This is a genomic window from Pseudarthrobacter sp. W1I19, from assembly GCF_030817835.1.
In the GTDB taxonomy this organism is placed as follows: domain Bacteria; phylum Actinomycetota; class Actinomycetes; order Actinomycetales; family Micrococcaceae; genus Arthrobacter.
Genome location: NZ_JAUSZR010000001.1, coordinates 1,228,439 through 1,250,054, shown reverse-complemented (window position 1 = coordinate 1,250,054; position 21,616 = coordinate 1,228,439). Strand labels below are relative to the sequence as shown.

20 protein-coding genes are annotated in these 21,616 nt (G+C 67.2%); 5 read left to right on the top strand and 15 right to left on the bottom strand.

What is annotated here, in order from left to right; translation table 11 throughout:
* Positions 1-215: 215 nt before the first annotated feature.
* The 5 genes from QF038_RS05885 to QF038_RS05865 all read right to left on the bottom strand — a co-directional run bounded on the left by QF038_RS05885 (position 216) and on the right by QF038_RS05865 (position 7,139).
* Positions 216-2,294: an acyltransferase family protein gene (locus QF038_RS05885; protein WP_373461521.1), complete on the bottom strand. Its 2,079-nt coding sequence runs from the start codon at positions 2,292-2,294 to the stop codon at positions 216-218.
* Positions 2,295-2,303: 9 nt separating this feature from the next.
* The gene (locus QF038_RS05880) at positions 2,304-3,413 is read right to left on the bottom strand and encodes an NAD(P)/FAD-dependent oxidoreductase (protein WP_307609309.1); all 1,110 of its coding nucleotides are present in this window, start codon (positions 3,411-3,413) and stop codon (positions 2,304-2,306) included.
* Positions 3,410-3,757, bottom strand: coding sequence for a hypothetical protein (locus tag QF038_RS05875; protein ID WP_307609308.1), 348 nt, complete (start codon positions 3,755-3,757; stop codon positions 3,410-3,412). Before QF038_RS05875 ends, QF038_RS05880 begins: the two co-directional genes overlap by 4 nt.
* Before the next feature lie 93 nt (positions 3,758-3,850).
* Positions 3,851-5,485, bottom strand: a complete 1,635-nt coding sequence (locus tag QF038_RS05870) for a helix-turn-helix transcriptional regulator (protein WP_307609307.1) — start codon at positions 5,483-5,485, stop codon at positions 3,851-3,853.
* 130 nt (positions 5,486-5,615) lie between these two features.
* Positions 5,616-7,139 carry an ATP-dependent DNA ligase gene (locus QF038_RS05865; RefSeq protein ID WP_307609306.1) on the bottom strand — a complete coding sequence of 508 codons (1,524 nt, stop codon included), beginning with the start codon at positions 7,137-7,139 and terminating at the stop codon, positions 5,616-5,618.
* A gap of 59 nt (positions 7,140-7,198) precedes the next feature.
* Between QF038_RS05865 and QF038_RS05860 the strand changes: the two genes are divergently transcribed.
* Together QF038_RS05860 and QF038_RS05855 are read left to right on the top strand one after the other, a co-directional pair.
* Positions 7,199-7,795, top strand: a complete 597-nt coding sequence (locus QF038_RS05860) for a dihydrofolate reductase family protein (RefSeq protein WP_307609305.1) — start codon at positions 7,199-7,201, stop codon at positions 7,793-7,795.
* A 4-nt stretch (positions 7,796-7,799) separates the two neighbouring features.
* Positions 7,800-8,399, top strand: a complete 600-nt coding sequence (locus QF038_RS05855; protein WP_307609304.1) for a dihydrofolate reductase family protein — start codon at positions 7,800-7,802, stop codon at positions 8,397-8,399.
* Positions 8,400-8,703: 304 nt separating this feature from the next.
* Here the strand turns inward: QF038_RS05855 and groL are convergent, their stop codons facing one another.
* Both groL and groES read right to left on the bottom strand, forming a co-directional pair.
* On the bottom strand, positions 8,704-10,320 hold the full coding sequence (gene groL, locus QF038_RS05850) for a chaperonin GroEL (RefSeq protein ID WP_307609303.1): 1,617 nt from the start codon (positions 10,318-10,320) through the stop codon (positions 8,704-8,706).
* Between the two features lie 78 nt (positions 10,321-10,398).
* Positions 10,399-10,695 (bottom strand): co-chaperone GroES, encoded by a 297-nt coding sequence (gene groES, locus QF038_RS05845; RefSeq protein ID WP_050054380.1) that lies wholly within the window; start codon positions 10,693-10,695, stop codon positions 10,399-10,401.
* Between the two features lie 224 nt (positions 10,696-10,919).
* Between groES and QF038_RS05840 the strand changes: the two genes are divergently transcribed.
* Entirely contained in the window at positions 10,920-11,849 is a 930-nt protein-coding gene (locus QF038_RS05840) for a DMT family transporter (protein WP_307609302.1), read from the top strand.
* Here QF038_RS05840 and QF038_RS05835 read toward each other — a convergent pair.
* The gene (locus tag QF038_RS05835) at positions 11,774-12,151 is read right to left on the bottom strand and encodes a hypothetical protein (protein WP_307609301.1); all 378 of its coding nucleotides are present in this window, start codon (positions 12,149-12,151) and stop codon (positions 11,774-11,776) included. The genes QF038_RS05840 and QF038_RS05835 overlap by 76 nt on opposite strands.
* Before the next feature lie 54 nt (positions 12,152-12,205).
* Here QF038_RS05835 and QF038_RS05830 point away from each other — a divergent pair, with 54 nt between their 5' ends.
* Positions 12,206-13,435, top strand: coding sequence for a class I SAM-dependent methyltransferase (locus QF038_RS05830; protein WP_307609300.1), 1,230 nt, complete (start codon positions 12,206-12,208; stop codon positions 13,433-13,435).
* Between the two features lie 18 nt (positions 13,436-13,453).
* Here QF038_RS05830 and QF038_RS05825 read toward each other — a convergent pair whose 3' ends face one another.
* Complete coding sequence (locus tag QF038_RS05825; protein ID WP_307609299.1) at positions 13,454-14,272, bottom strand: shikimate 5-dehydrogenase; 819 nt, start codon at positions 14,270-14,272, stop codon at positions 13,454-13,456.
* Between the two features lie 90 nt (positions 14,273-14,362).
* Positions 14,363-15,799 (bottom strand): glycoside hydrolase family 3 N-terminal domain-containing protein, encoded by a 1,437-nt coding sequence (locus tag QF038_RS05820; RefSeq protein WP_307613410.1) that lies wholly within the window; start codon positions 15,797-15,799, stop codon positions 14,363-14,365.
* A gap of 384 nt (positions 15,800-16,183) precedes the next feature.
* On the opposite strand from QF038_RS05820, the gene QF038_RS05815 reads away from it, so the two are divergent.
* Positions 16,184-17,335 carry a glutamate--cysteine ligase gene (locus QF038_RS05815; RefSeq protein ID WP_307609298.1) on the top strand — a complete coding sequence of 384 codons (1,152 nt, stop codon included), beginning with the start codon at positions 16,184-16,186 and terminating at the stop codon, positions 17,333-17,335.
* 78 nt (positions 17,336-17,413) lie between these two features.
* On the opposite strand, the gene tsaD is transcribed toward QF038_RS05815, so the two are convergent.
* The 5 genes from tsaD to alr are packed head-to-tail and all read right to left on the bottom strand — an operon-like array spanning position 17,414 to position 21,585.
* Complete coding sequence (gene tsaD / locus QF038_RS05810; RefSeq protein ID WP_307609297.1) at positions 17,414-18,502, bottom strand: tRNA (adenosine(37)-N6)-threonylcarbamoyltransferase complex transferase subunit TsaD; 1,089 nt, start codon at positions 18,500-18,502, stop codon at positions 17,414-17,416.
* Entirely contained in the window at positions 18,499-19,002 is a 504-nt protein-coding gene (gene rimI, locus QF038_RS05805) for a ribosomal protein S18-alanine N-acetyltransferase (protein WP_307613409.1), read from the bottom strand. Before rimI ends, tsaD begins: the two co-directional genes overlap by 4 nt.
* A gap of 44 nt (positions 19,003-19,046) precedes the next feature.
* The gene (gene tsaB / locus QF038_RS05800) at positions 19,047-19,718 is read right to left on the bottom strand and encodes a tRNA (adenosine(37)-N6)-threonylcarbamoyltransferase complex dimerization subunit type 1 TsaB (RefSeq protein WP_307609296.1); all 672 of its coding nucleotides are present in this window, start codon (positions 19,716-19,718) and stop codon (positions 19,047-19,049) included.
* Positions 19,718-20,371 carry a tRNA (adenosine(37)-N6)-threonylcarbamoyltransferase complex ATPase subunit type 1 TsaE gene (tsaE, locus tag QF038_RS05795; protein ID WP_307609295.1) on the bottom strand — a complete coding sequence of 218 codons (654 nt, stop codon included), beginning with the start codon at positions 20,369-20,371 and terminating at the stop codon, positions 19,718-19,720. Before tsaE ends, tsaB begins: the two co-directional genes overlap by 1 nt.
* Complete coding sequence (gene alr, locus QF038_RS05790; RefSeq protein ID WP_307609294.1) at positions 20,368-21,585, bottom strand: alanine racemase; 1,218 nt, start codon at positions 21,583-21,585, stop codon at positions 20,368-20,370. The genes tsaE and alr overlap by 4 nt, the downstream gene beginning before the upstream one ends.
* Positions 21,586-21,616: the final 31 nt, after the last annotated feature.

The window sequence follows — 21,616 nt, the reverse complement described above, 5'->3', positions numbered from 1 at the left end:
GTGCGGGTAGGGGTTGCAGCCGATGACCAGCCCGTCATTACGGGACTGGCCTGTGCAGGAAGTTGTGCAGACCACCGCGCGAAGCGGCCGTCCGGAGGTCAGAAAGTGTTGAGTAAATATTAGAACCTCGGCGCCGATCCCCCTATTCCATGCAGCCAATGTGAGCAACCGCACGCCCCACCCGCTCCCTGACTTCCCAGCCGCGGGCTCACAAATCAGTCCCAGCCTGTGGCGGCGAGGAGGCGCTGTTCGAACATGGGGATCATGGTCTCCACATAGGTACGGGTGAGATGGTTGTCGTCCTTGTAGACGTACACGTTTCCCACCACGCCTGGGCAGATGCCGCGGGCGCAGATGAAGTCGCTCAGGTCCATCAGGTGGAGCCCCTCAACTTTGCCCCGGTAGCCCTCCAGCGGTGACGGGTCCGCCAGGGACTCGTCCAGGGGCACGCTGCACTCGTGGGCTTCAGTGCCGTTCCGCTGCACGCACTCCGGCATGTTGAAGGTGAACCGCGGGTTGTCCCGGATCCCGATGATCTCGATGCCCGCGTCGGCGAACGGCCGGACGCCGTCCAGGTAGCCAGGCACCTCGGTCTCGAACGGCGCTTCCTCGTGCGTCAGCGACGCCACGGTGAACACGGCATCCGGCCGGTGTTCCAGGACGTAGGCTGCACTGGCCTGGTTGTAGGCGTTGCACTCAGCGTTGCGGGTTTCGGATTCGGCCCCGAAGCGGCAGGCCGGCATCAGCAGCGTTACCAGTTCCCAGCCGCGTGCTGCCGCGATGGGAGCGAGGGCGCCCAGGTACTGCTGCGAGTGCGAATCCCCGAGGACCACAATGCGCTTGGTCACCTCCCCCTCCGGGACCGCCTGCCGGCAGCCCTCGAGGATGGGATCGAGGGTGGCATTGGCACCGACGCACGGATCCTGGATGCCGGCCCAGTCGTTGTCCAGGGCGGCGGGGCCCGGGATGATCCTGGCGTCGGGAGCCGGCATGGCAGCGTTCCCGGGGGTGAGCGCCGCCGCCCCCGGCGTCAGCTCGCGGGGCTGTGCCGCCGTCGCGCTTTCCTCAGCGGTGAGCGTGGTCTGCCAGATGGCCACGGGGCCTGCCAGCAGGGCGCCGCAGGCAACAATCACGACGGCGGTGCGCCACGCGCGCAGTTTCGGCCAGTGCCAGTCCCGCAGCGGCTTCTCCACGAAGCGGGTGGTGAGGACGGCCAGGACCACGGAGGCCCCGACGATGGCGAGGCCCTGGATCAGGTTGGGTGCCTCCACGCCGGTGGCGGCGAGCGCAAGGACAAGGACGGGCCAGTGCCACAGGTACAACGCGTAGGAATTGTCGCCCAGTGCCACCAGCGGCTTGCTGCTGAGGATCCTGTCCACGCCGAAGCGGCTCCCGGTCTGCCCGGCCGTGATGATGGCGGCGCCGGCCAGCGTGGGCCACAGCGCGACGTATCCGGGGAAGGATCGGTCCACGGTCAGCAGCAGGCCGCACGAGACCATGGCCGCCAGCCCGGCCCAGCCCAGCACTACCCGCAGCCCACGTGCGGGTTTGAGGTAGGGCAGCGCGAGGGCCAGCAGGGACCCCAGGGCGAACTCCCAGAGGCGGGCGCGGGTGTCGAAGTAGGCGTACGCCTGGTTGGTGGCGGTCTGCTCCGCCGAGTAGGCGAGCGACCAGGCAAAGACCGTGCCGAAGACCACCGCAAGCAGCCCGCGGTAGGTCATGCCGGCACAGGCAGGAATCCGGCGCAGGAGCACCAGCAGCCCTGCGGCGCCGGCGAAGACCAGCGGCCAGAGGATAAACACCTGGCCCTGGATGGAGAGCGACCAGAAGTGCTGGAGGGGGCTGGCCCCCGCGTGGTCCTGGGCGTAGTAGTCAACGGCGGTGTTGGCGAGCAGCCAGTTCTGGCTGTACAGGAGGGAGGCCCATGCCTGGTCCAGCACCTCCGGCCAGCGGCTCTGCGGCAGGATCAGCCAGGTTCCGGCGAGGACGCCCAGGATCACCACGACGGCGGCCGGCAACAGCCGCTTGAACAGGTGCAGCCAGTGCGCCACGAGGCCGAACGGACGCCCGGCCTCGGCTTTCCGGACGAACGACAGTGTGAGCAGGAAGGCGGAGATCAGCAGGAAAATATCCACGCCGCCGGACACCCGGCCAAGCCACACATGGTAGGCAACCACCATAAGCACGGCGAGCGCCCGGAGCCCCTGGACCTCGGGCCGGAAGGTGGGTTTCCGGCTTTTGGTACTGGCTCCGGGCAGCGGTTTGGCTGCAGCCTCTGTTCTCGCTACGGACACAAATAGACCTCACTGGCGCATAGGCAAAACATCGATTCTACCCAGGGCGGGTATTTTTCCGGCCAAGTACCGCGCGTCGCGGCCCGCTCCCGGCAGCGTTGCCGATGCCGCGGCGTACAAAAATTCCTGCCCCAGGAAGAACAAACCCGGCGTATCGAGCGCCGCGCCACGGTGCTGCCGCGGCAGCTCACCGTCCACGAGCAGGTCCGGATCGATCCAGCTGAAGTCGTCACGGAAACCGGTGCACCAGATCACGTTTGCAACGTCCAGCCGGGTGCCGTCCGCCAGGACCGGCTTCCCGTCCTGCACGCCAGTGACCCGTGGCACCAGGCGCACCCCGGCCGCGGCCAGATCCTTGGTTTTGGTCCTGATCAGGGGCGCGGCGTGTGCCTTGAATGCGGGCGCCACTTTGCGTCCCACCGGAGTGTTGAGGTTCAGGACGTGCAGGCCGAGGAAACGCACCACCGGCAGCACATAACGGGCGGCGGCCCGCCCGTGCTTCACCGGCAGTTCGCCGCCGGGCTTTCCGGCGACAGTGGTGGGATGCGTCCTGCTCACTTCGAAGGCGATCTCCGCACCAGAGTTTCCCAGCCCCACCACCAGGACGGAGCCGTCCTGCAGCTGTCCCGGATTCCGGTAAGCGGCCGAATGGAGCTGGAACGTGGAGGGTGCCAACTCCGCGGCGAAGGCGGGAACCTTGGGGGCCTGGCTGACTCCGGTGGCGACGATGGCGTTGTGCGCCTCCCATCGGCGTCCATCGGCGGCTGCTGCGATGAAGTGCCCGCCTTCCCGCCACAAGCGTTCCACCCGGGTGCCGTGCAGCACGGGCAGGGCGTTCCGTTCGGCGTATTCTTCCAGGTATCCGGCCACCTCATCCTTGGTGGGGAAGGACAGCGGGTCTGCCGGGAACGGCTCGCCCGGCAGTCCGTCGTACTTGGCGGGGGTGAACACCCGGAGCGAGTCCCAGCGCTGGCGCCATGCGTCTCCCGTGCGCGGGTTCGCGTCCAGGATGAGGAATTTCCGTTGCTGCTTCTTCAGGTGATGGCCCAAAGTGAGGCCTGCCTGGCCGCCGCCGATGATGATCGTGTCCAGCATGCCGGTCACGTTGTTGTTGTTCATGGCGTTGCTCCTGCTTCTTTAACGCGGATGCCTGCTGTTGAACGTTCCTGGTGTCCTGCTGTCCGGGTGCTCCGGCCGTCGCTGTCCGCTTCCCGGTAGCGCAGCCACCATGCCAGCATCAGCGCGGACGCCATGACGTAGGCCAGGTGGAGGACCCAGATGGGCCCGGCCGGGAGGTTGAAAACGTAGACGCAGTGCACGGCGTTGGCTACATTGCTCAGGACCAGGTTCCCCAGGCTGTAGGAAGCGAGGTCGCGGGTGCGTGCGGCTTTCACCAGCATTGGCAGCATTCCTGCGGCGAACAGCACCGTCGAAAGCGTGCCGGCAAGGACTGGAAGGTTCATGCTTTGAGGCTATGGGCGCGGGCATGAGGTACGCGTCGGGCAAAATATGCAAACGTCTGGCAGGAACGGCTGGGTAATTGTGTGCAGATCCCGTCAGCCGGCGAGCCCGTGTTCAAAGGCATACCTGGTGGCCGCGGCCCTCGAGGACAGGCCCAGCTTCAGGAAGATGTTGCTGATGTGCCTGGCCACGGTTTTCTCGCTCAGGAACAGGCCTGCCGCAATGGCCCGGTTGCCCTGCCCGGAGGCCACGAGGCGCAGCACCTCCGCTTCCCTGGGGGTCAGGGGCCCGGCAGTCCCGCCCTCGTCCCTTGGCATGAGTGACGCCGCCCAGGCCGCAGCCGGAGCCGCCCCCAATTCCAGGAATTCCGCATGCGCCGCCTCGAACTCCATGCGGGCTGACGCTTCATCGCCAAGGTCCCGGCAGGCCCGCCCGATCAGCACCCGGCAGCGTGAAGCCTCGTACGGCACGCCAAGTTCAAACCAGAGATGCCAGGCCTGCCGCAAGGATTGGGACGCACCGCCCGGATCACCTTCCTCCAGCCGGACCGCTCCATCAGCCTGGTGTGCGACCGCCCGCACCATGGGCAGGGGGCACTCCTGCGCGAAGCGGGCCAGTTCCTGGGCTCCTTGCCGCGCCGCGGGCAGGTCCGGCGCTGCCAGCTCGATGTCCACCAGCGCGGGCAGCAGATGCCGGCGGGTAGCCGCGTCAGCCAGGCCAGCCGCGCGGCGGATCATTGCCTGTGCCTGCTGCACGTCGCCGCGCGCCAAGGACACCAGGGCCAGTCCGGGCTGCGGCTCATAACCGCTGCGCGCCGCCTGCGTGAAGGAAGTTTCAGCCAGATCCAGTTTTCCGGTCAACCGCTCTACTTCGCCCTGCTGGTAATGGCCCCCGTACATCGCCTGGGGATCACCCCGGCCGGATCGCTCCTGGGCCGCGGCGGCTGCCTCAAGCGCTTCCGCCCAGGCCCCGTGCAGCCGGAATAGCTCTGCCCTGTGGGCCTGGCATTGTCCGCTGAAGGCGACCATGTCGGGGCGGTCCCGGCACCAGCGGTCGAGGGCGGCCGTCCATTGCAAGGCCCGCTCCAGGTCGAAGGCAATGTGGCAGTTTCCGATCACGGCGCAGTAGGCAATCCCTGACGGCACTGCTGAAAGTTCGCCCGCCGTGACAGCCACCATCACTTCGTCGAAGATCCGCAGGCCTTCCTCGGACCGGCCCAGTTCCAGGGTGGCCTGGCCGGTGCCGAGCAGCGCGAGCGCGGACAGGTCCCTGTCCTGGAACCGTTGGCCGATCTGCGCAGCCTCGGAAAACAGCTTGAGGGCTCCTGCGGGGTCCCCGCCGTACAGCATTCCCAGGCACTGGGGGATGAGCAGGAAGCCCTGCACCGCGGCCGGTTCGCCGAGTTCATCCACCAGCCTCCGGCCGCGTGCCAGCCAGCCTCCGGCCCGCGCCCCCTCCCCCAGATGCGTTAGGTGCATCGCCATCCAGCCTGCACACCTGGCGGCGCCCACGATGTCGCCCATGACCAGGTACTCCTCGTGGGCCCGGGTGAGCGATTCAAGGCCGGTGACCGCGCTGCCGGTAAGGATCTCCGCTGTGGCCAGCCGTTCAAGGTCCGCTGCCGGCAGTCCGCCACGCTGGTCCGCATCGCGGAAGTTTTCGAACGCATCGGTCCAGCGGTGCTCACGAAAGGCTGACCGGCCCTGGTCCAGGCCTGTCTCAGCTGTCACCTGGCCTCCTTTCGGATACCACCCTGCCGGCCGCCATCCCGGCGCCTGCAGGACATCCCACAATTCACGGCCGGCCGTGCTTAAGCGCCACCGTACGCCCGCGGCGCAGCTGAGACAACAGCCTGACCGGCTAGGAGCGGAGCAGCCCGCGGAGTGTTTGGATGCTGTCTGCCTCCGCCGCCGTTTTGTCGTCGCGGTAGCGCTTGACGCGGGCGAAGCGGAGCGCGATCCCGCCCGGATAGCGCGTGGACTGCTGCACGCCGTCGATTGCGATCTCGACGACAGTGACGGGTTCCATCCACACGGTTCCGGCGGTGCGGCGCACCTCGAGCTCCTGGAACCTTTTGGTCTGCCATTGCAGCAACGCGTCGGTGAGGCCTTTGAAGGTTTTGCCCACCATCACGTACCCGCCGGGCGGCCCGAACTCTCCGGCGGGGTCAAGCGCGCCCAGGTGCAGGTTGGACAGAAGCCCGGTGCGCCGCCCCGACCCCCACTCGCAGGCGAGCACCACCAGGTCGTAGGTGAGCACCGGTTTCACCTTGATCCAGTTGGATCCACGCCGACCGGCCGCGTAGGCCGATCCCACGGCCTTCACCATCACGCCCTCGTGGCCGGCGGCGAGCGCATCGCTGGACACTTGCCCGGCAACAGCGGCATCAGCGGTGATTGTTCCGGGGATTCTGTGCCCGGGCGCGATGCGTTCGAGCACCGCGAGCCGCGTGGCCAGCGGCTCGTCCAACAGGTCGCGGCCGTCCAGGTGCAGCACGTCGAAAAACCATGGGTGCAGCAGGGTGGTGCGCGCCGCCTCCGCCCCGAAACGGGACATCGTCTCCTGGAATGGCCGGGGCCCGCCGTCCTCGTCCAGGGCGAGGGTCTCGCCGTCGAGGATCACGTCGCGCACCGGCAAACCACGCACCACCTCCACCACCTCGGGCAGGCGGTGGGTCACTTCGGCGAGCGTTCGGGTGAAGATGCGCACGTCGTCGCCAACGCGGTGCACTTGGATGCGGGCGCCGTCGAGCTTATATTCCACGGAGGCTTCGCCCGTGACCTCCAGCGCCGCGCCCACGCTGGCCGCGGTGGCGGCGAGCATGGGCTGCACGGGACGGCCGACGACGAGGCCCACCTCGTCCAGCTCGGCCGCCGTGCCCGTCAGCGCCAGCAGGGCGGTACCGCCGAGATCGCCGGAGAGCATGGCCGCGCGGCGAACTGCCTCAACCGGCCGGTCCGCGGCACGCGCCACCGCATCAGTCAGTACGCCCTCCAGCGCGCCGGTCCGCAGCTCGCCCAGCAGCACTCCAGCGATGAATGCCTGCTCGCGTTCGGTGGCTGCCGCGGTCAGTGTGCGGAGGGTGGCGGCGCGTTCCGCGGCGGATCCGGCGCCGGCACTGGCGAGCAGCCGGTCCAGTGCGGCGTCGAGGTCGGCCACGGTGAGGCTGGGTGCAGCGGCGGGCTCTCCCATGGCCGCCGACATACCGCGCCAACCGATCCCTACCCGGCCCTGGCGCGGCTTGGCACTGAGCAGGCCCACCGCCGTCGTGATCGCCGCCGGGTCCAGCCGGCGCAGCAGGTCCGCCAGCGCCTCCACCTTCGCGAGCCTGGAGCGGGTGGACGCGACGGCGTCCGTGGTCTTCACGAGCTCGTCGAGCAGCATGGCATCAGTCTGCCACGCGGACTCTGGACAGCGCCCGGAGGCTGCCCCACACTGGACGCGTGGGAATCATAGTCGCAAACCTGTTCCTTACCCTTGACGGCGTGTACCAGGCGCCCGGCGGCCGCGAAGAGGACACCGAGGGCAACTTCGCCTTCGGTGGCTGGCAGGCGCCGGTGTCCGATGACGACGCCGGGGCCGCCATCGGCGAGGAGATCGCCAAGATTGACGCCCTGCTTCTGGGCCGGAAGACCTATGACATCTTCGCCGCCTACTGGCCCCACCAGTCCGACGAGATCGGGGGCACACTGAACCGGGTGCCCAAGTTCGTTGTGTCCAAGGGCATTACATCCCCTGGCTGGGAGGGCACCACGGTACTGCCGGATGCCACCGCCGCGGGTAGGCTCCGTGACGAGTACGGCGAGGTGCACATGTTTGGCAGCGGCGTCCTCATCCGCTCGCTGCTCGCGGCCAACGTGCTGGACCGCCTCCACATCTGGCTCTATCCGGTGACCTTGGGGCAGGGAAAACGCCTCTTCGACGCCGGGACCATCCCCGCCTCCTTCCGCCTCGCCGAGCCCGCACGAAGCTTCCCGAAAGGCGCAGTGTCCCTGGTCTACGAGCGCGCGGGCGACGTTGAGACCCGGGAGATGGGCTAGCGCCTTGGCCAGGGTCATCGCAGCCATCACCACCTCGGTTGACGGTTTTATTACCGGCCCCGACGACGGGCCGGCCTACGGCCTGGGCAAGGGCGGCGAACGGCTGCACTACTGGGTGATGGGCGGCCCCTGGACCTACGACGGCGGACACGACTTCGCAATGAACGGCCCCGACAAAGACTTCTATGACGGACTTGTTGCAGGGTTGGGTGCCGGCATTGTGGGCCGCGGGATGTACGACGCTGCCGGAGCATGGGGCGGGACCAACCCGTTCCCGGGCCCGCTGATGGTGCTTACCCACCGTGTGCAGGACCAACCTGCCGCCGAGTCCGGCTTCACGTTTGTGTCCGGGCTTGAGGACGCCCTGGCGCGGGCTATTGCGGAGGCCGGAGGCAAAGACGTGTCGATCGGCGGCGGCGCGGACGTGATCAGGCAGGCGCTGGCCGCCGGGCGGGTGGACGAGCTCGTGCTGTCCACGGCACCCGTGATCCTGGGAGCGGGCAAGCGCCTGTTCGACGGCTTCGATCGCGACGTCGACCTTGAAATCATCAAAACAGTCAGCTCCACATTTGCCACCCATGTGCGTTACGCCGTAAAGAAGTAGGGCTTACTCGCGGTAATTAGGACAAATGCACCAACGCGCCATCAGCTTTTGCCGTCTTCCATCCCATGCTCCATCAGCTCCTGCGGCTTTTGACTCATCGCGCCATCACTTACAGGGAAAGTCCGGCGGCGGTGCTTCCGCCGGCGTTATGCCTTCGGCACCTTCGGTTCACCCCGATGGTGATGGAGGGTTGCCCCAATTTCTGCAGGACGTGATGGCGGGTCCACATGCGGCCGACGGCACAAAAAACCGGCCCAGCTGATGCTGGACCGGTTTTGTGAGTACGGGCCTGGGCCGGTGGGGATTAGTGGCTGTGGCCGTGGCCTGCGTGCTCGTCTTCGTCGGCAGGCTTCTCTGCAACGAGGGTCTCGGTGGTGAGAACCAGGGCAGCGATGGAGGCTGCGTTGCGGAGGGCTGCGCGGGTGACCTTGACGGGGTCGATCACGCCGGCGGCGATCAGGTCCTCGTACTCGCCCGACTTGGCGTTGAAGCCGTTGTTGGTTTCGAGTTCGGCAACCTTGGCCGTGATGACGTAGCCGTCGAAGCCGGCGTTCTGGGCGATCCAGCGCAGCGGCTGGACCAGCGCGCGGCGGACGATGCCCACAGCAGCTGCTGCATCGCCGTCGAGGGCCTTGACCGCGGGGTCCTCATCCAGTGCCTTGAGGGCGTGGATCAGGGCCGAACCGCCGCCGGCCACGATGCCTTCTTCGAGGGCAGCGCGGGTGGAGGACACAGCGTCCTCGATGCGGTGCTTCTTTTCCTTCAGCTCAACCTCGGTGGCTGCGCCGACCTTGATCACGCCGATGCCGCCGGCCAGCTTGGCCAGGCGCTCCTGGAGCTTCTCCTTGTCCCAGTCGGAGTCGGTGCGGGTCAGCTCGGCACGCAGCTGTGCCACGCGGGCTGCCACGTCCTCGGCCGTACCGGCGCCGTCAACGATGGTGGTGTTGTCCTTGGTGACCGTGATGCGGCGGGCGGTACCCAGCACCTCGAGGCCAACGGTGTCCAGGCTCAGGCCCAGCTCCGGGGACACAACCTGCGCACCGGTGAGGGTAGCGATGTCCTGCAGCATGGCCTTGCGGCGGTCACCGAAGCCCGGAGCCTTGACGGCAACGACGTTCAGGGTGCCGCGGATGCGGTTGACGATCAGCGTGGACAGGGCCTCGCCGTCGACGTCTTCGGCAATGATGAACAGCGGCTTGCCGGCCTGAAGGGCCTTCTCCAGCAGCGGCAGGAAGTCCTGCAGCGAGGAGATCTTGCCCTGGTTGATCAGGATGAGTGCGTCTTCGAGGACTGCTTCCTGGCGGTCCGCATCCGTGATGAAGTACGGGGACAGGTAGCCCTTGTCGAACTGCATGCCCTCGGTGAGGACCAGTTCGGTCTGCGTGGTGGAGGATTCCTCGATGGTGATCACACCATCCTTGCCAACCTTGCCGAAAGCCTCGGCCAGGAGCTCGCCAACTTCATCGCTCTGGGCGGAGATGGCTGCAACGCTGGCCACCTGGGTGCCTTCTACGGGGCGGGCGTTCTCCAGCAGGCGGGCGGCGACGGCTTCAACGGAAACCTCGATGCCGCGCTTGATCTGGCCGGGGGCAGCACCTGCTGCAACGTTGCGCAGGCCTTCCTTGACCAGTGCCTGGGCCAGGACCGTTGCGGTGGTGGTGCCGTCGCCGGCAACATCGTTGGTCTTGGTGGCAACTTCCTTGGCCAGCTGGGCGCCAAGGTTCTCGTACGGGTCGTCGAGCTCGACTTCGCGGGCGATGGTGACGCCGTCGTTCGTGATGGTGGGCGCGCCCCACTTCTTGTCCAGGACAACGTTGCGGCCGCGGGGGCCGAGCGTCACCTTGACGGTGTTGGCGAGCTTGTCGATGCCGGCTTCAAGAGACCGGCGTGCAGCGTCGTTAAACGCAAGCTGCTTTGCCATGATTCAGTCCTTTCAAGACAGAACCCCGTGCAGCTGACCAGCAATAGGCATGACCAGCGGCACGGGGATCCGAAAGAGTTACTTTACGACGATCGCCAGAACGTCGCGGGCGGACAGCACGAGGTACTCGGTGCCGCTGTGCTTGACTTCGGTTCCGCCGTACTTGGAGTAGATAACAACGTCGCCCTCGGCAACGTCGAGCGGGACGCGGTTGCCGTTGTCGTCAAAGCGGCCGGGGCCTACTGCAACAACTTCGCCTTCCTGGGGCTTCTCCTGCGCGGAGTCCGGGATAACCAGGCCGGAAGCCGTGGTCTGCTCGGCTTCGAGCGGGCGGACAACAATACGATCCTCAAGAGGCTTAATAGAGACCGACACTCGGACCTCTCCTTTTCGTCAGCAAATTCGTGGACTGGAAAGCTTCCCGCCCTGGCTGGCAAACCGTCGTCGCGGTGCCGGCAGCAGCCTGGCTGGCAGCTCTTCATGTATTAGCACCCTCCTAGGGAGAGTGCTAATGAAGACTCTATGTAAGGGTTAGCACTCGGTCAAGGCGAGTGCCAGAGTTTCGTCATCTGCGAACCCTCCATGTGTACATTTGACCGGTGCGTGCCGCTGTCTATCTGATCCTCGCCACCCTCTTCTGGGCCGGAAACTTCGTCGTCGGCCATGCCGCCATGGAAACCATGCAGCCGCTGCAGCTGACCTACTGGCGCTGGACCCTCGCAGCGGTGCCGCTGCTGGTCCTCGCACAGCTGGTGGAGCGCCCGGACTGGCGGGGCGTCCTGCGCCGCTGGCCCATCCTGCTGCTCCTGAGTTCCCTGGGCATGAGCGCCTACACGCTCTTGCTCTACAGCGCACTCGGCCACACCTCCGCCCTGAATGCCTCACTGGTGACGGCGGCCAACCCTGCGCTGATCGTGGTGCTGGCCGTGATCCTGCTGCGGGACAGGCCGCGTCCGCTGGGCTGGGCGGGCATCGGCCTGGGCCTGGCAGGCGTCCTGCTGGTCCTCACCGGCGGCGACATCAACCGGTTGCTGACGTTCTCCATCAACAAAGGGGAACTGCTGATCCTCGCGGCCATCACCGTGTGGGGCCTCTACACCATCATTGCCCGGAGGGTGGATATCCCCGCGGTCACGTCCACGGCGCTCCAGGTGGCGATGGCCGCCGTCGTCCTCAGCCCGCTGGCCCTGGCCACGGGCTCAGGGCTGCCCCAGACATCCTACGAGGGCTGGTCCCTTGCCTTTATTGCGCTGTTCCCATCACTGGGTTCCTACCTGCTCTGGAACCTTGCCCTGAAACGCACAACGGCCGCGAACGCGGGCAACTACCTGAACCTCATTGCGGTCTTCACCGCCCTGATCACCGTCGCCCTGGGCCAGTCGATCACACTGCCGCAGATCCTGGGCGGCGTTTTAGTGATCTCCGGAGTCCTGCTGACCAGCGCTGGCGGGCCTCAGCGGCCGAGGTCCTCGAAATCGACGTCTTCCCCGCCTTCGCCGTCACCCGCTCCAGAGTTCCGTGCGCGGTAAAGAAGGGCCCCCGCCCCGGCCGTCACCAGCAGCGCGGCAACCAGCACGGCGATGCTTCCGGCGCGGGCGCCGTCGTACAACCCGCGGATGTCCCGGGCTTCCTGCGTGTCACCGGCGATGTCGTTGCCGCCCACTGAATAGACGGTGGCGTTGAACGTGTCCAGGGAGAAGATCACCACCAGGAGCCCGAGGCACACCACGGCCACCAGGGCGCCGGCAATCAGAGCCGTCCGGGCGTATCTGGCGGGACCCCTGTCCTTGGCTGGTTCTTCGGACTGCCGGGGACCTGCGCTCTCTTCCATGGTTTCAACACTATCCCGCATCCCCCACCGGTCTCCTCCACTAGGCTGGAACGCATGTCTCACGCTCCCCAGGACCAGATCGCGCCACTGCTTACTCCCGAAGGCTGGGACCTGCTGGCGTCCCTGGGCCCCTACAAGGAGGAGACATCCTTTGAGTTGAACTCTGCGCTGCGTAAGGCCGGGCACTCCCCCGAACTGGTCTCCGCCGTCCTGACCCAGTCCCGGCTCCGCACCAAAGCCGAAGCCAAGTTCGGCGAGTTCGCCCGCCAGATGCTGTTCACCCAGGCCGGGCTGGAGCAGGCCACCCGGTTTAACGTCGCAGCCCGCCACGCCCAGAGGTTCGCCGGGGCCGGCATCAGTCACGTGGCGGACCTGGGGTGCGGCCTCGCCGCCGACTCCATGGCACTGGCGTCCATGGACATCAACGTCACCGCGGTGGAGATGGATGAGACGACGGCGGCCTGCGCCACAGTGAACCTCATCCCCTTCCCCAATGCCACGGTGGTCCACGCCGATGCCACAGCTGTTCCCTTGGACGGGATCGACGGCGTCTGGCTGGATCCTGCCCGCCGGGTCACCTCCACGTCCGGCACCAAACGCATCTGGGACCCGGAGGCCTTTTCGCCTCCGTTGTCCTTTGTGGAGTCCCTCGCCGCATCCGGCAAGGCAGTCGGCGTCAAGATGGGCCCGGGCATGCCGCACGACTCCGTACCGGCCGGCTGTGAAGCCCAATGGGTTTCGGTGGCCGGGGACGTGACCGAGGTGGCGCTCTGGTTCAACGCCGTCCGCCGGGCCGGAATCCGCAGGGCCGCCCTGGTCCTGGGTGCGGCCGGCGCGGCCGAGCTGACAAGCCCTGAGGACTTCGGCGCCGGCCCCGCCGCTCCCGTTGGTCCGGCAGAGGGCTACCTGTATGAGCCCGATGGTGCGGTGATCCGCGCAGGGTTGGTGGCCGACGTCGCTCTTCAACTGGACGGGCACCTGGTGGATGAGCACATCGCCTACATTTGTGCCCCGCAGCTGGTGGACACTCCCTTCGCGCGGGCCTACAAGATCCTGGAAGTCACTCCCTACAACGTCAAGGCTCTCAAAGCGTGGGTGAAGGCGGAGGGCATCGGCGTGCTGGACATCAAAAAGCGCGGCACCGCCGTGACGCCCGAGGAACTGCGCAAGCAGCTGCTCCCCGGCGGGAAGGCAGCTGCGAAGAAGGCCGGCAACAAAACGGCCACCCTGGTCCTGACCCGCATCGGGGAGGACCGGGTGGCCATCGTGGTGGAGCCGGTCTAGCTTTCCGAAGGATGCTGCCTACTGGGCGCGCATGAACTCCTCGGCAGCGCGGACCTGTTCCGGGGTGGGCCGCACCCCGGTGTAGAGGACAAACTGCTCCAGCGCCTGGATGGTGGCCACTTCCGCGCCGGTGATGACCGGCTTTCCGGCGGCACGGGCTGCCTTGATCAGCGGGGTTTCGGCGGGCAGGGCCACCACGTCGAAGACCACGCGGGCGGCGTCGATGGTTTCCGCCGGAAATGCCAGGGTGTCCGCGTCGTGTCCGCCGGCCATCCCCAGGGGTGTCACGTTGATGATCAGGTCCGCTGTCCCGCCGCCGAGCTCCGGACGCCACTGGAACCCGTACTGTTCGGCAAGTGCGCGGCCCGTGGTTTCGTTCCGGGCGAGGACGGTGACATCGGTGAACCCGGCGTCCCGAAGCGCGGCCACCGTTGCTTTGGCCATGCCGCCGGCACCCTGGACCAGCACGGAATAGCTGGTGGGGACGTGGTTGGACGCCAGCAGCTGCTCGATCGCGGTGTAGTCGGTGTTGTAGGCCTTGAGATGCCCGTCCGTGTTCACGATGGTGTTGACGGAGTCGATGGCCTTCGCTGAGGGGTCCATCTCGTCAACGAGGGCGATCACGTCTTCCTTGTAGGGCATGGACACGGCGCACCCGCGGATGCCCAACCCGCGAACCCCGGCAATGGCCTGTTTCAAGTTGGTGGGGGCGAAGGCCTTGTAGATCCAGTTCAGGTCCAGCTGCCCGTAGAGGTGGTTGTGGAACCGGGTCCCGTTGTTGCTGGGCCGGGCCGAGAGCGAGATGCAGAGGGTCATGTCTTTATTCAGAATGGGCACCAGACCATTAAACGCGTTCCCTCCGAACTGACTCGCAGAAAACGCACCGAATTCCACTAATGACTGCGTTAAATGCGAGTCAGTGCGAATTTAGGGGCAGCCGGTGCCTGCCGGGAAGCGTCCGACGGCGGCGGGCAGCTTCCCCGGGGCGGTCGCCTTTCCGGCCAGGACGGCGGCGAGCGCGTCGAACGCCCCCTGGCTGCGCCCATACAGGGCCATCTTCACCGGCGCGGTGGCATCCTGCAGGGGCCACGGGGCATCGAGGGCCACGGCGATGTCCCCTCCTGCGGGGCGGCCGCCGTACCCGATAAGGCTGACGACAGGCCCGGAACCGACGGTGAGCCCGGCGCGGGCGGCAGCAGCCGCGAACCGTTCCCTGTCCGCAGCACTGCCGCCCGCCACCTGGACTCCGCCGGACGTGAGGGGGCCGGAACACTGGCCCGTTAGAACCGTCACCGCGGCGGCCGAAACCTTGGCGGACAGCGCGCCACCGCTCCCGGCCGGGGCGCCTGCCTGGGGGGTTGCTGTCCTGGCATGCCAGGTCATCATGGTGGCCACCCGCAGGGCGGCTTCATCGAGCCGGGCGGCGGGCAGGGCACCGGAGGCTGCGGCCTCAACAATGGCGGCGTGGGCCTGCTGGACGTCCGCGGGCATCAGCAGCAGGTCGGCTCCCGCGGCCAGGGCCTTCACCGCGGCGGATCCTCCCGGGTACTGCTTGCTCACCGCTCCCATGTTCAGGGCGTCAGTCACGGCCACACCCTTGAAGCCGAGCCCCCGCAGCGCGGCATAGGCAGGGGCGGAGAGCGACGCCGGCACACCGGGTTCCAGGGCAGGCACGGCGATGTGCCCTGTCATGATCATGGGGGCACCCGCGGCGATGGCAGCCTGGAAGGGCTTCCAGTCGCGCGCCTGGAGTTCCGCCACGGAGGCCGGCTGCGAGGGAAGGAACAGGTGCGAATCAGCAGTGACGGAGCCATGTCCCGGAAAATGTTTGACGGCCGGAAGGACGCCCGCGGCGAGCATGCCCTGGGAGAACGCCACACCCAGGCTGCCCACGGCGTCCGGATCGCCGGACATGGAACGGGCACCGATGGTGGGATCCTTCGGCCCGACGGTGACGTCGGTGTCCGGGGCGAAATCCGTGTTGAAGCCCAGCGGCACCAGTTCGCCGGCCAGGCCCTGCCCGGCTTCGCGCGCCAGGGGGCCGCTGCCGGCGGCGCCGTAGCTCATGGGTACCGGCCATTCCGTCAGCGGCGCCCCCAGCCGGGCCACTATCCCGCCCTCCTGGTCCACTCCAATGATCCCCGGCCATGGCCTGCCGTCAGCCCTGAAGGCCTGCGCGAGCCGCTGGTTTATGGCGGTCATCGCGGCAACATTCACCTTTCCCTGAGGATCCAGCGGGACGTTGTCGCCCATGATGATGGAACCGGCCAGGTGCAGGCGTTCGACGACGGCGGCATGAGCGGCTGGGTCCGTCCCGGCAAAGAAGGGCAGGAGGACCTGGCCCGCCTTCTGTTCGGGCGACATCGCGGCAACCGCCGCGGCAGCGGCGTCCTGGTCCTGTTGCTGGGGTCCCCATCCCAATGGCCGCAGCGCGGGGTCTTCCGTGGCGGAAGGTGACTGGGAAGCAGTGCCAGGTGCCGGCGTCGTACGCGGTGTTGCCGAAGGCGCGGCAGGCGTGGAGGGTGCCTGTGAAGGGGCAGCCGGCGGGGCGGCAGAGCAGGAGGCTAGTGCCACCGCAGCGGAGGCTGCAGCCAGGACGGGGAAGGTTTTGTGAAAACTGTCACGCAGGTGTTGGAACGAGGCCATCAATACGATGCTACCCCTGCACTAGACTTGAACCACCGCGCGCCCGCCAGCAACAGCCTGCCAGCGGCGTGCCCAGCGGCAACCCGGACAGTGAGGAAACGCGTGAAGATTGACTTCGCTTCATCGAGGCAATCGACCCTCGGTGTGGAATGGGAGCTCGCGCTGGTGGACGGCCGGACCGGCGAACTCGCCTCCGTTGCCAACCAGGTGCTGCGCGGCGTGGCCTCCCGGCACCCCGAGCTGAACGAGGATGACGAGCACCCGCACATCAAGCAGGAACTGCTGCTGAACACGGTTGAGCTGGTCACTGGAATCTGCGAAACCGCCGGCGAAGCCAAGGAGGACCTCAGCCGGTCCTTGGCTGCGGTCCGGGAAATCACCGATCCCATGGGCGTGGAAGTGTTCTGCGCCGGAAGCCACCCCTTCAGCCCGCCGCAGCTGCAGCCTGTGACGGACAAGGAACGTTACGCCAAGCTCATCGACCGCACGCAATGGTGGGGCCGCCAGATGGTGATTTACGGCGTGCACGTGCATGTGGGACTGGACCGCCGCGAGAAGGCACTTCCCGTGCTGGACGGGCTGGTCAACTACTTCCCGCACTTCCAGGCGCTTTCGGCGTCGAGCCCGTTCTGGGGCGGCGAGGATACCGGCTACGCATCGCAGCGGGCCCTGATGTTCCAGCAGCTCCCCACGGCCGGCCTGCCCTTCCAGTTCGGTTCCTGGGAAGAGTACGAGTCCTACGTGCAGGACATGTTCACCACCGGGGTGATCGATACCCTTTCGGAAATCCGCTGGGACATCCGGCCCGTGCCGAACCTGGGCACCATCGAAATGCGCATCTGCGACGGCCTGGCCACGCTCGAGGAAGTGGGTGCCATCGCCGCTCTCACCCAGTGCCTGGTGGATGAGTTCTCCACCACCCTGGACAACGGCGGAACCATTCCCACCATGCCGCCGTGGCACGTGCAGGAGAACAAGTGGCGTGCCGCCAGGTACGGAATGGACGCCATCATCATCCTCGACGCCGCCGGCAAGGAACAGCTGGTCACGGACCACCTGCTGGAGACCCTGAACCGGCTGGAGCCGGTGGCCGCCAAGCTGGGCTGCCCGGATGAGCTGGCCGACGTCGAAAAGATCATCCGCCGCGGCGCCGGCTACCAGCGCCAGCGCCGGGTGGCCGAAGAACACGGCGGTGACCTCCAGGCCGTGGTCCTGGATCTGGTGAAGCAGATGCGGAACGGCCCCACCGCCTGATCTCCCCTGCCTTGACCTATCAGTTTTGGTCCCCAAACAGGTGTTTTGGGAACCAAAAGTGATGGGTCAAGTGGGGTTTCAGGCGGAGAGCGATACCGATGTGACCGGCATGGATGAGTCCGGGGCAAAACCAATGCCGCTCGGTGCCACTCCTGCCATCACCAGCTGCGCGCCCAGCGCCGCCACCATGGCACCGTTGTCCGTGCACAGGTCCAGCGGCGGGACGTGCAGCCTGATCCCCGCCGAGGCGCAGCGCTGTCCGGTCAGCTCCCGGAGCCGTGAATTGGCCGCCACACCGCCGCCCATCAGCACATCCTTGATGCCGTGCTCGCGGCATGCCAGCACGGCCTTGGAGGAGATGATGTCCACCACGGCTTCCTGGAAAGCCGCCGCGATGTCCGCCACCGGAACTTCCTGGCCGCGCGCCTCGAACTGCTCCACGCACCGGGCCACCGCCGTCTTGAGGCCACTGAAGGACCAGTCGTAGCGGTGCGGGCCGGGGTCATCGGCGGTGCCCATGTACTTGGGCTGGCTGAGGCCGCGGGGGAAGCGGATGGCCTTCGCGTTGCCGGTGCGGGCCATCCTGTCGATGGCGGGGCCGCCCGGGTAGCCAAGGCCGAGGATGCGGGCCACTTTGTCGTAGGCTTCGCCGGCGGCGTCGTCAATCGTGGAACCAAGGAGCACAACGTCGTCGGTGATGCTGTTGATCTTCAGGATTTCGGTGTGCCCGCCGGAGACCAGCAGGGCGCCGAGGTTGTCCGGCAGCTCCGGCGCCTGTCCGTCCTTGCCGTCGAGCAGGCCCACCCCGACATGCGCCACGAGGTGGTTGATGGCGTACAGCGGCTTGCCAGTGGCCACAGCGAGGGCCTTGGCCGCGCAGACCCCCACCATGAGGGCGCCGGCCAGGCCAGGGCCTGAGGTGACGGCGATGGCATCCACCTCGTCAAGGGTTACGCCGGCCTCGGACAGCGCCTGCTCGAGGGTGGGGACAAAAGCATCGAGGTGGGCCCGCGATGCGATCTCCGGGATGACCCCGCCGAACCGGACGTGCTCGTCCATGGAGGAAGAGACGGTGTTGGTCAGGAGGGTGGTCCCCCGGACAATGCCAACGCCGGTTTCGTCGCAGGAGGATTCGATGCCGAGCACCAGGGGCTGAGCGTGGTTCATGGCCGGCCTGCTTCCGTTGATGTGTCGTCTCCCTTTTCCTGGCCTTCTTCCTGACTGGCCTCCTGTGCGGCATCGCCGGTGAGCTGGAGCCGCATGATGAGGGCGTCCACGCCGTCGCGGTAGTAGCCGGGGCGCACGTGGATCTGTTCGAAGCCGAAACGGAGGTAGAGCTGCTGGGCGCGGGGATTGTCGGCGCGGACCTCCAGCAGGAGGTCCGCCGCGTACCTGCGGCGGGCCTCCTCGATGAGCCGGGTCAGCAGCGTGGTGCCGACCCCCCGTCCTTCGTATTCAGGCACGACGGCGATGGTCTGTACGTCCGCGATGGGTTCGATGCACATCAGCCCGGCGTAGCCCACGATGCCTTCGCTGCCCTCGGCCACCAGGTACCACCGGGTATCGGGCTGGGCCAGCTCGTCGTAAAACATGTGCAGCGGCCAGGCGTCCACAGGGAAAAGCCGCTGCTCCAGAACGCTGACGGCGATGACATCGTTGGGTGTCATCTCCCGCACGGAGATTCCGTGGTTGCTGGGGTCCGGAGCGGGGTTCACAGCGCCCTCTTCCGTGGTCCGGGAACCTGGGCGTCGGATTCGCGCAGGTAGAGGGGCGTGGAATCGAGGAGGTCAGCGCCGGCGGCGAGCTGGGCCAGCGCGAACTGGCCCAGGTAGAGGGCGTCCGGCTGTTCATGGGCGAATTCCGCGTTCGCCTTCAGGGTGTCTGCGTAGAGCCCGGCGCCGGCACCGTAGGCGGGAAGATCCGGCAGGTCTGAGGCGAAACTGACGTGCGGGCCATCCTCCAAAACGGGCAACTGGCCTTCGGTGAGGCTGTACCGTGCCCAGTAGACTTCCTTGCGCCGCGCGTCCGTGACCACCAGGAATTCCGGGGCGGCGGTAGTGGATTCCGCGACTTCCAGGGCCACCGCGTCCAGGCTCATCATCCCGTACAGGGGTTTGCCCCAGACAAACGACAGGGTGCGCGCGGTGGCGATTCCGGACCGCAGCCCGGTGAACGGACCCGGCCCCACGCCCACCACGAGGGCGTCAATATCGTTCCCGCTGACACCCGCGTCAAGCAGCAGTTGCTGGATTTCCGGTGCAAGGACTTCCGCGTGGCTCCGGGTGTCCTCAGTGGAGAAGCTGCCCACCACGCCTTCCAGTGCGTCGTCCGAGACCAGTGCGGCGCTGGCCACGGCGGAGGTGTCGATGGCGAGGATCAGCATCAAAATGTCCCTTCAAGGGTGGCCACCGGTTCCGGAACGGTGGCCCAGCGGGGACCATAGCCGCGCATCACAATGGTTCGGGGCTCGTCGGTGTCCTCATTGTCGAAGTCAAGTGCTGTCCCCTCAGTGGTTCCGCCGGGAGTCGAGGCGTCTCCCCCACCGGCGCCGAGCCCTATCGCACGGTGCAGGTCGATTTCAAGCCGGCTCTCGCTCAGGTGCTCCACCCGGTCGTGTCCCCATTCGACCACTGTGACGGAAGAGTCCAGCGTGTTCTCCAGATCGATGTCGTCAATTTCGGCTGCTGAACCCAGGCGGTACGCGTCCACGTGCACCAGGTCCGGCCCACCGGGGCGCGGCCCGTCCGGCAGGTTGGGGTGGATGCGGACCAGGACGAACGTGGGGGAAATGACGCCGGAACGCACGCCCAGCCCCTCACCCAGCCCCTGCGTGAAGGTGGTTTTCCCGGCACCCAGCTCGCCGGAAAGCACCAGCAGGTCCCCGGCTTCAAGGACCCCCGCAAGGCGCACGCCGAGGTTGTGGGTCTCTTCCGCCGTCGTCGCCGTTAACGTTTTTTCCCAGTTGGGCCGGACACCAGGGCTGTCCTCCGACGAGACCTCAGGGCGGCCATCCGCAGGCTGGTTTGACGCACTCATGCGGCCCCCTCTCCAGCGTGTGCGCTGGCGGACTGTTCGTTGACGAAACGGCGCGGAACCCGCGGGCTGATCCGCGTCACGATCTCGTAGTTGATGGTTCCGGCGGCGCGGGCCCAGTCGTCAGCCGTGGGGCCGCCGTCGGATCCGTCGCCAAAAAGCTCAGCTTCGGCACCCAGGAGGCCGGCACCCCCGGGGCCAATGTCACCGAGGTCGATCACCATCTGGTCCATGGCGATCCGCCCCACCACGGGGTAGGTCCTGCCGGCCACCCGGACCGGGCCGCCGGTGGCAACGCGCGGAATCCCGTCGGCGTAGCCCATCGGGATCAGGCCCAGGGTGCTGGGGCCGCTCGTGTGGTACCGGAGGCCGTAGGACACGCCCTGACCGTCCGGCACTTCCTTGCACTGGGACACCACGGTCCTCAGCGTCATGGCCGGGCGGAGTCCCAGCTCGGCCGAGGTCTGGCCGTCAAAGGGCGAAAGCCCGTAAATGCCCAGGCCCACGCGGACCAGGTCGAAGTGGGTATCGGGACGGGAGAGCGTAGCCGGAGTGTTGGCGAGGTGCCGCACCTCGGGGTCCACTCCGGCGTCCTCGGCAACCGCCAGCACTTCCCGGAACGCGGCAAGCTGCTGGTCGGTCTCCGGCCGCTCCGGCTCGTCAGCGACGGCGAGGTGCGAGAAGATTCCCACCACGCGCAGCAGCCCCTGGTCCTGGTATTCCATGGCTTCGCCCACGAGGTGGTCCCAGGTATCAAGAGTGGCACCATTACGTCCCAGGCCGGTATCCACTTTGAGATGGATCCGTGCCGGGCGCTCCTGCTCGCGGGCCGCTGCCACAATACGGTCCAGCTCCCAGCCTGAGCATCCGATGTCGACGCCGGCAGCCACCGCCGCCCCGAAGTTGCTTTCCGTGGTGTGCAGCCAGGCGAGCAGCGGCGCGTCGATGCCGGCGGCGCGCAGGGCCAGTGCCTCTGAGATGTGCGCGACGCCCAGCCATGCTGCACCGGCTTCGAGGGCGGCACGGGCCACCGGGACTGCACCGTGGCCGTAAGCGTCAGCCTTCACCACGGCCATGACCTTCGCCGGGGATGCTGCTCCGGCCAGCCGGCGGACGTTGTGCCGGATGGCATCAAGGTCGATCACGGCGGACCTTTCGTGGCGGTGGTCCTGTGCGGGCGCAGCGTCGAAATCACCGGTTGTAGCGGGGTAAGTCACCCTAGTGATTCTAGTGCTGGCGCTACGGGCC

What these genes read in the sequence shown, in the direction of transcription:
- groL (WP_307609303.1), bottom strand. Translation starts at nt 10,320, where the DNA reads ATGGCAAAGCAGCTTGCGTTTAACGACGCTGCACGCCGGTCTCTTGAA.
- QF038_RS05835 (WP_307609301.1), bottom strand. Translation starts at nt 12,151, where the DNA reads ATGGAAGAGAGCGCAGGTCCCCGGCAGTCCGAAGAACCAGCCAAGGAC.
- QF038_RS05880 (WP_307609309.1), bottom strand. Translation starts at nt 3,413, where the DNA reads ATGAACAACAACAACGTGACCGGCATGCTGGACACGATCATCATCGGC.
- QF038_RS05865 (WP_307609306.1), bottom strand. Translation starts at nt 7,139, where the DNA reads ATGCTGCTCGACGAGCTCGTGAAGACCACGGACGCCGTCGCGTCCACC.
- QF038_RS05820 (WP_307613410.1), bottom strand. Translation starts at nt 15,799, where the DNA reads ATGTCGCCCGAACAGAAGGCGGGCCAGGTCCTCCTGCCCTTCTTTGCC.
- tsaB (WP_307609296.1), bottom strand. Translation starts at nt 19,718, where the DNA reads ATGCTGATCCTCGCCATCGACACCTCCGCCGTGGCCAGCGCCGCACTG.
- QF038_RS05830 (WP_307609300.1), top strand. Translation starts at nt 12,206, where the DNA reads ATGTCTCACGCTCCCCAGGACCAGATCGCGCCACTGCTTACTCCCGAA.
- QF038_RS05875 (WP_307609308.1), bottom strand. Translation starts at nt 3,757, where the DNA reads ATGAACCTTCCAGTCCTTGCCGGCACGCTTTCGACGGTGCTGTTCGCC.
- rimI (WP_307613409.1), bottom strand. Translation starts at nt 19,002, where the DNA reads ATGACACCCAACGATGTCATCGCCGTCAGCGTTCTGGAGCAGCGGCTT.
- tsaE (WP_307609295.1), bottom strand. Translation starts at nt 20,371, where the DNA reads ATGAGTGCGTCAAACCAGCCTGCGGATGGCCGCCCTGAGGTCTCGTCG.
- tsaD (WP_307609297.1), bottom strand. Translation starts at nt 18,502, where the DNA reads ATGAACCACGCTCAGCCCCTGGTGCTCGGCATCGAATCCTCCTGCGAC.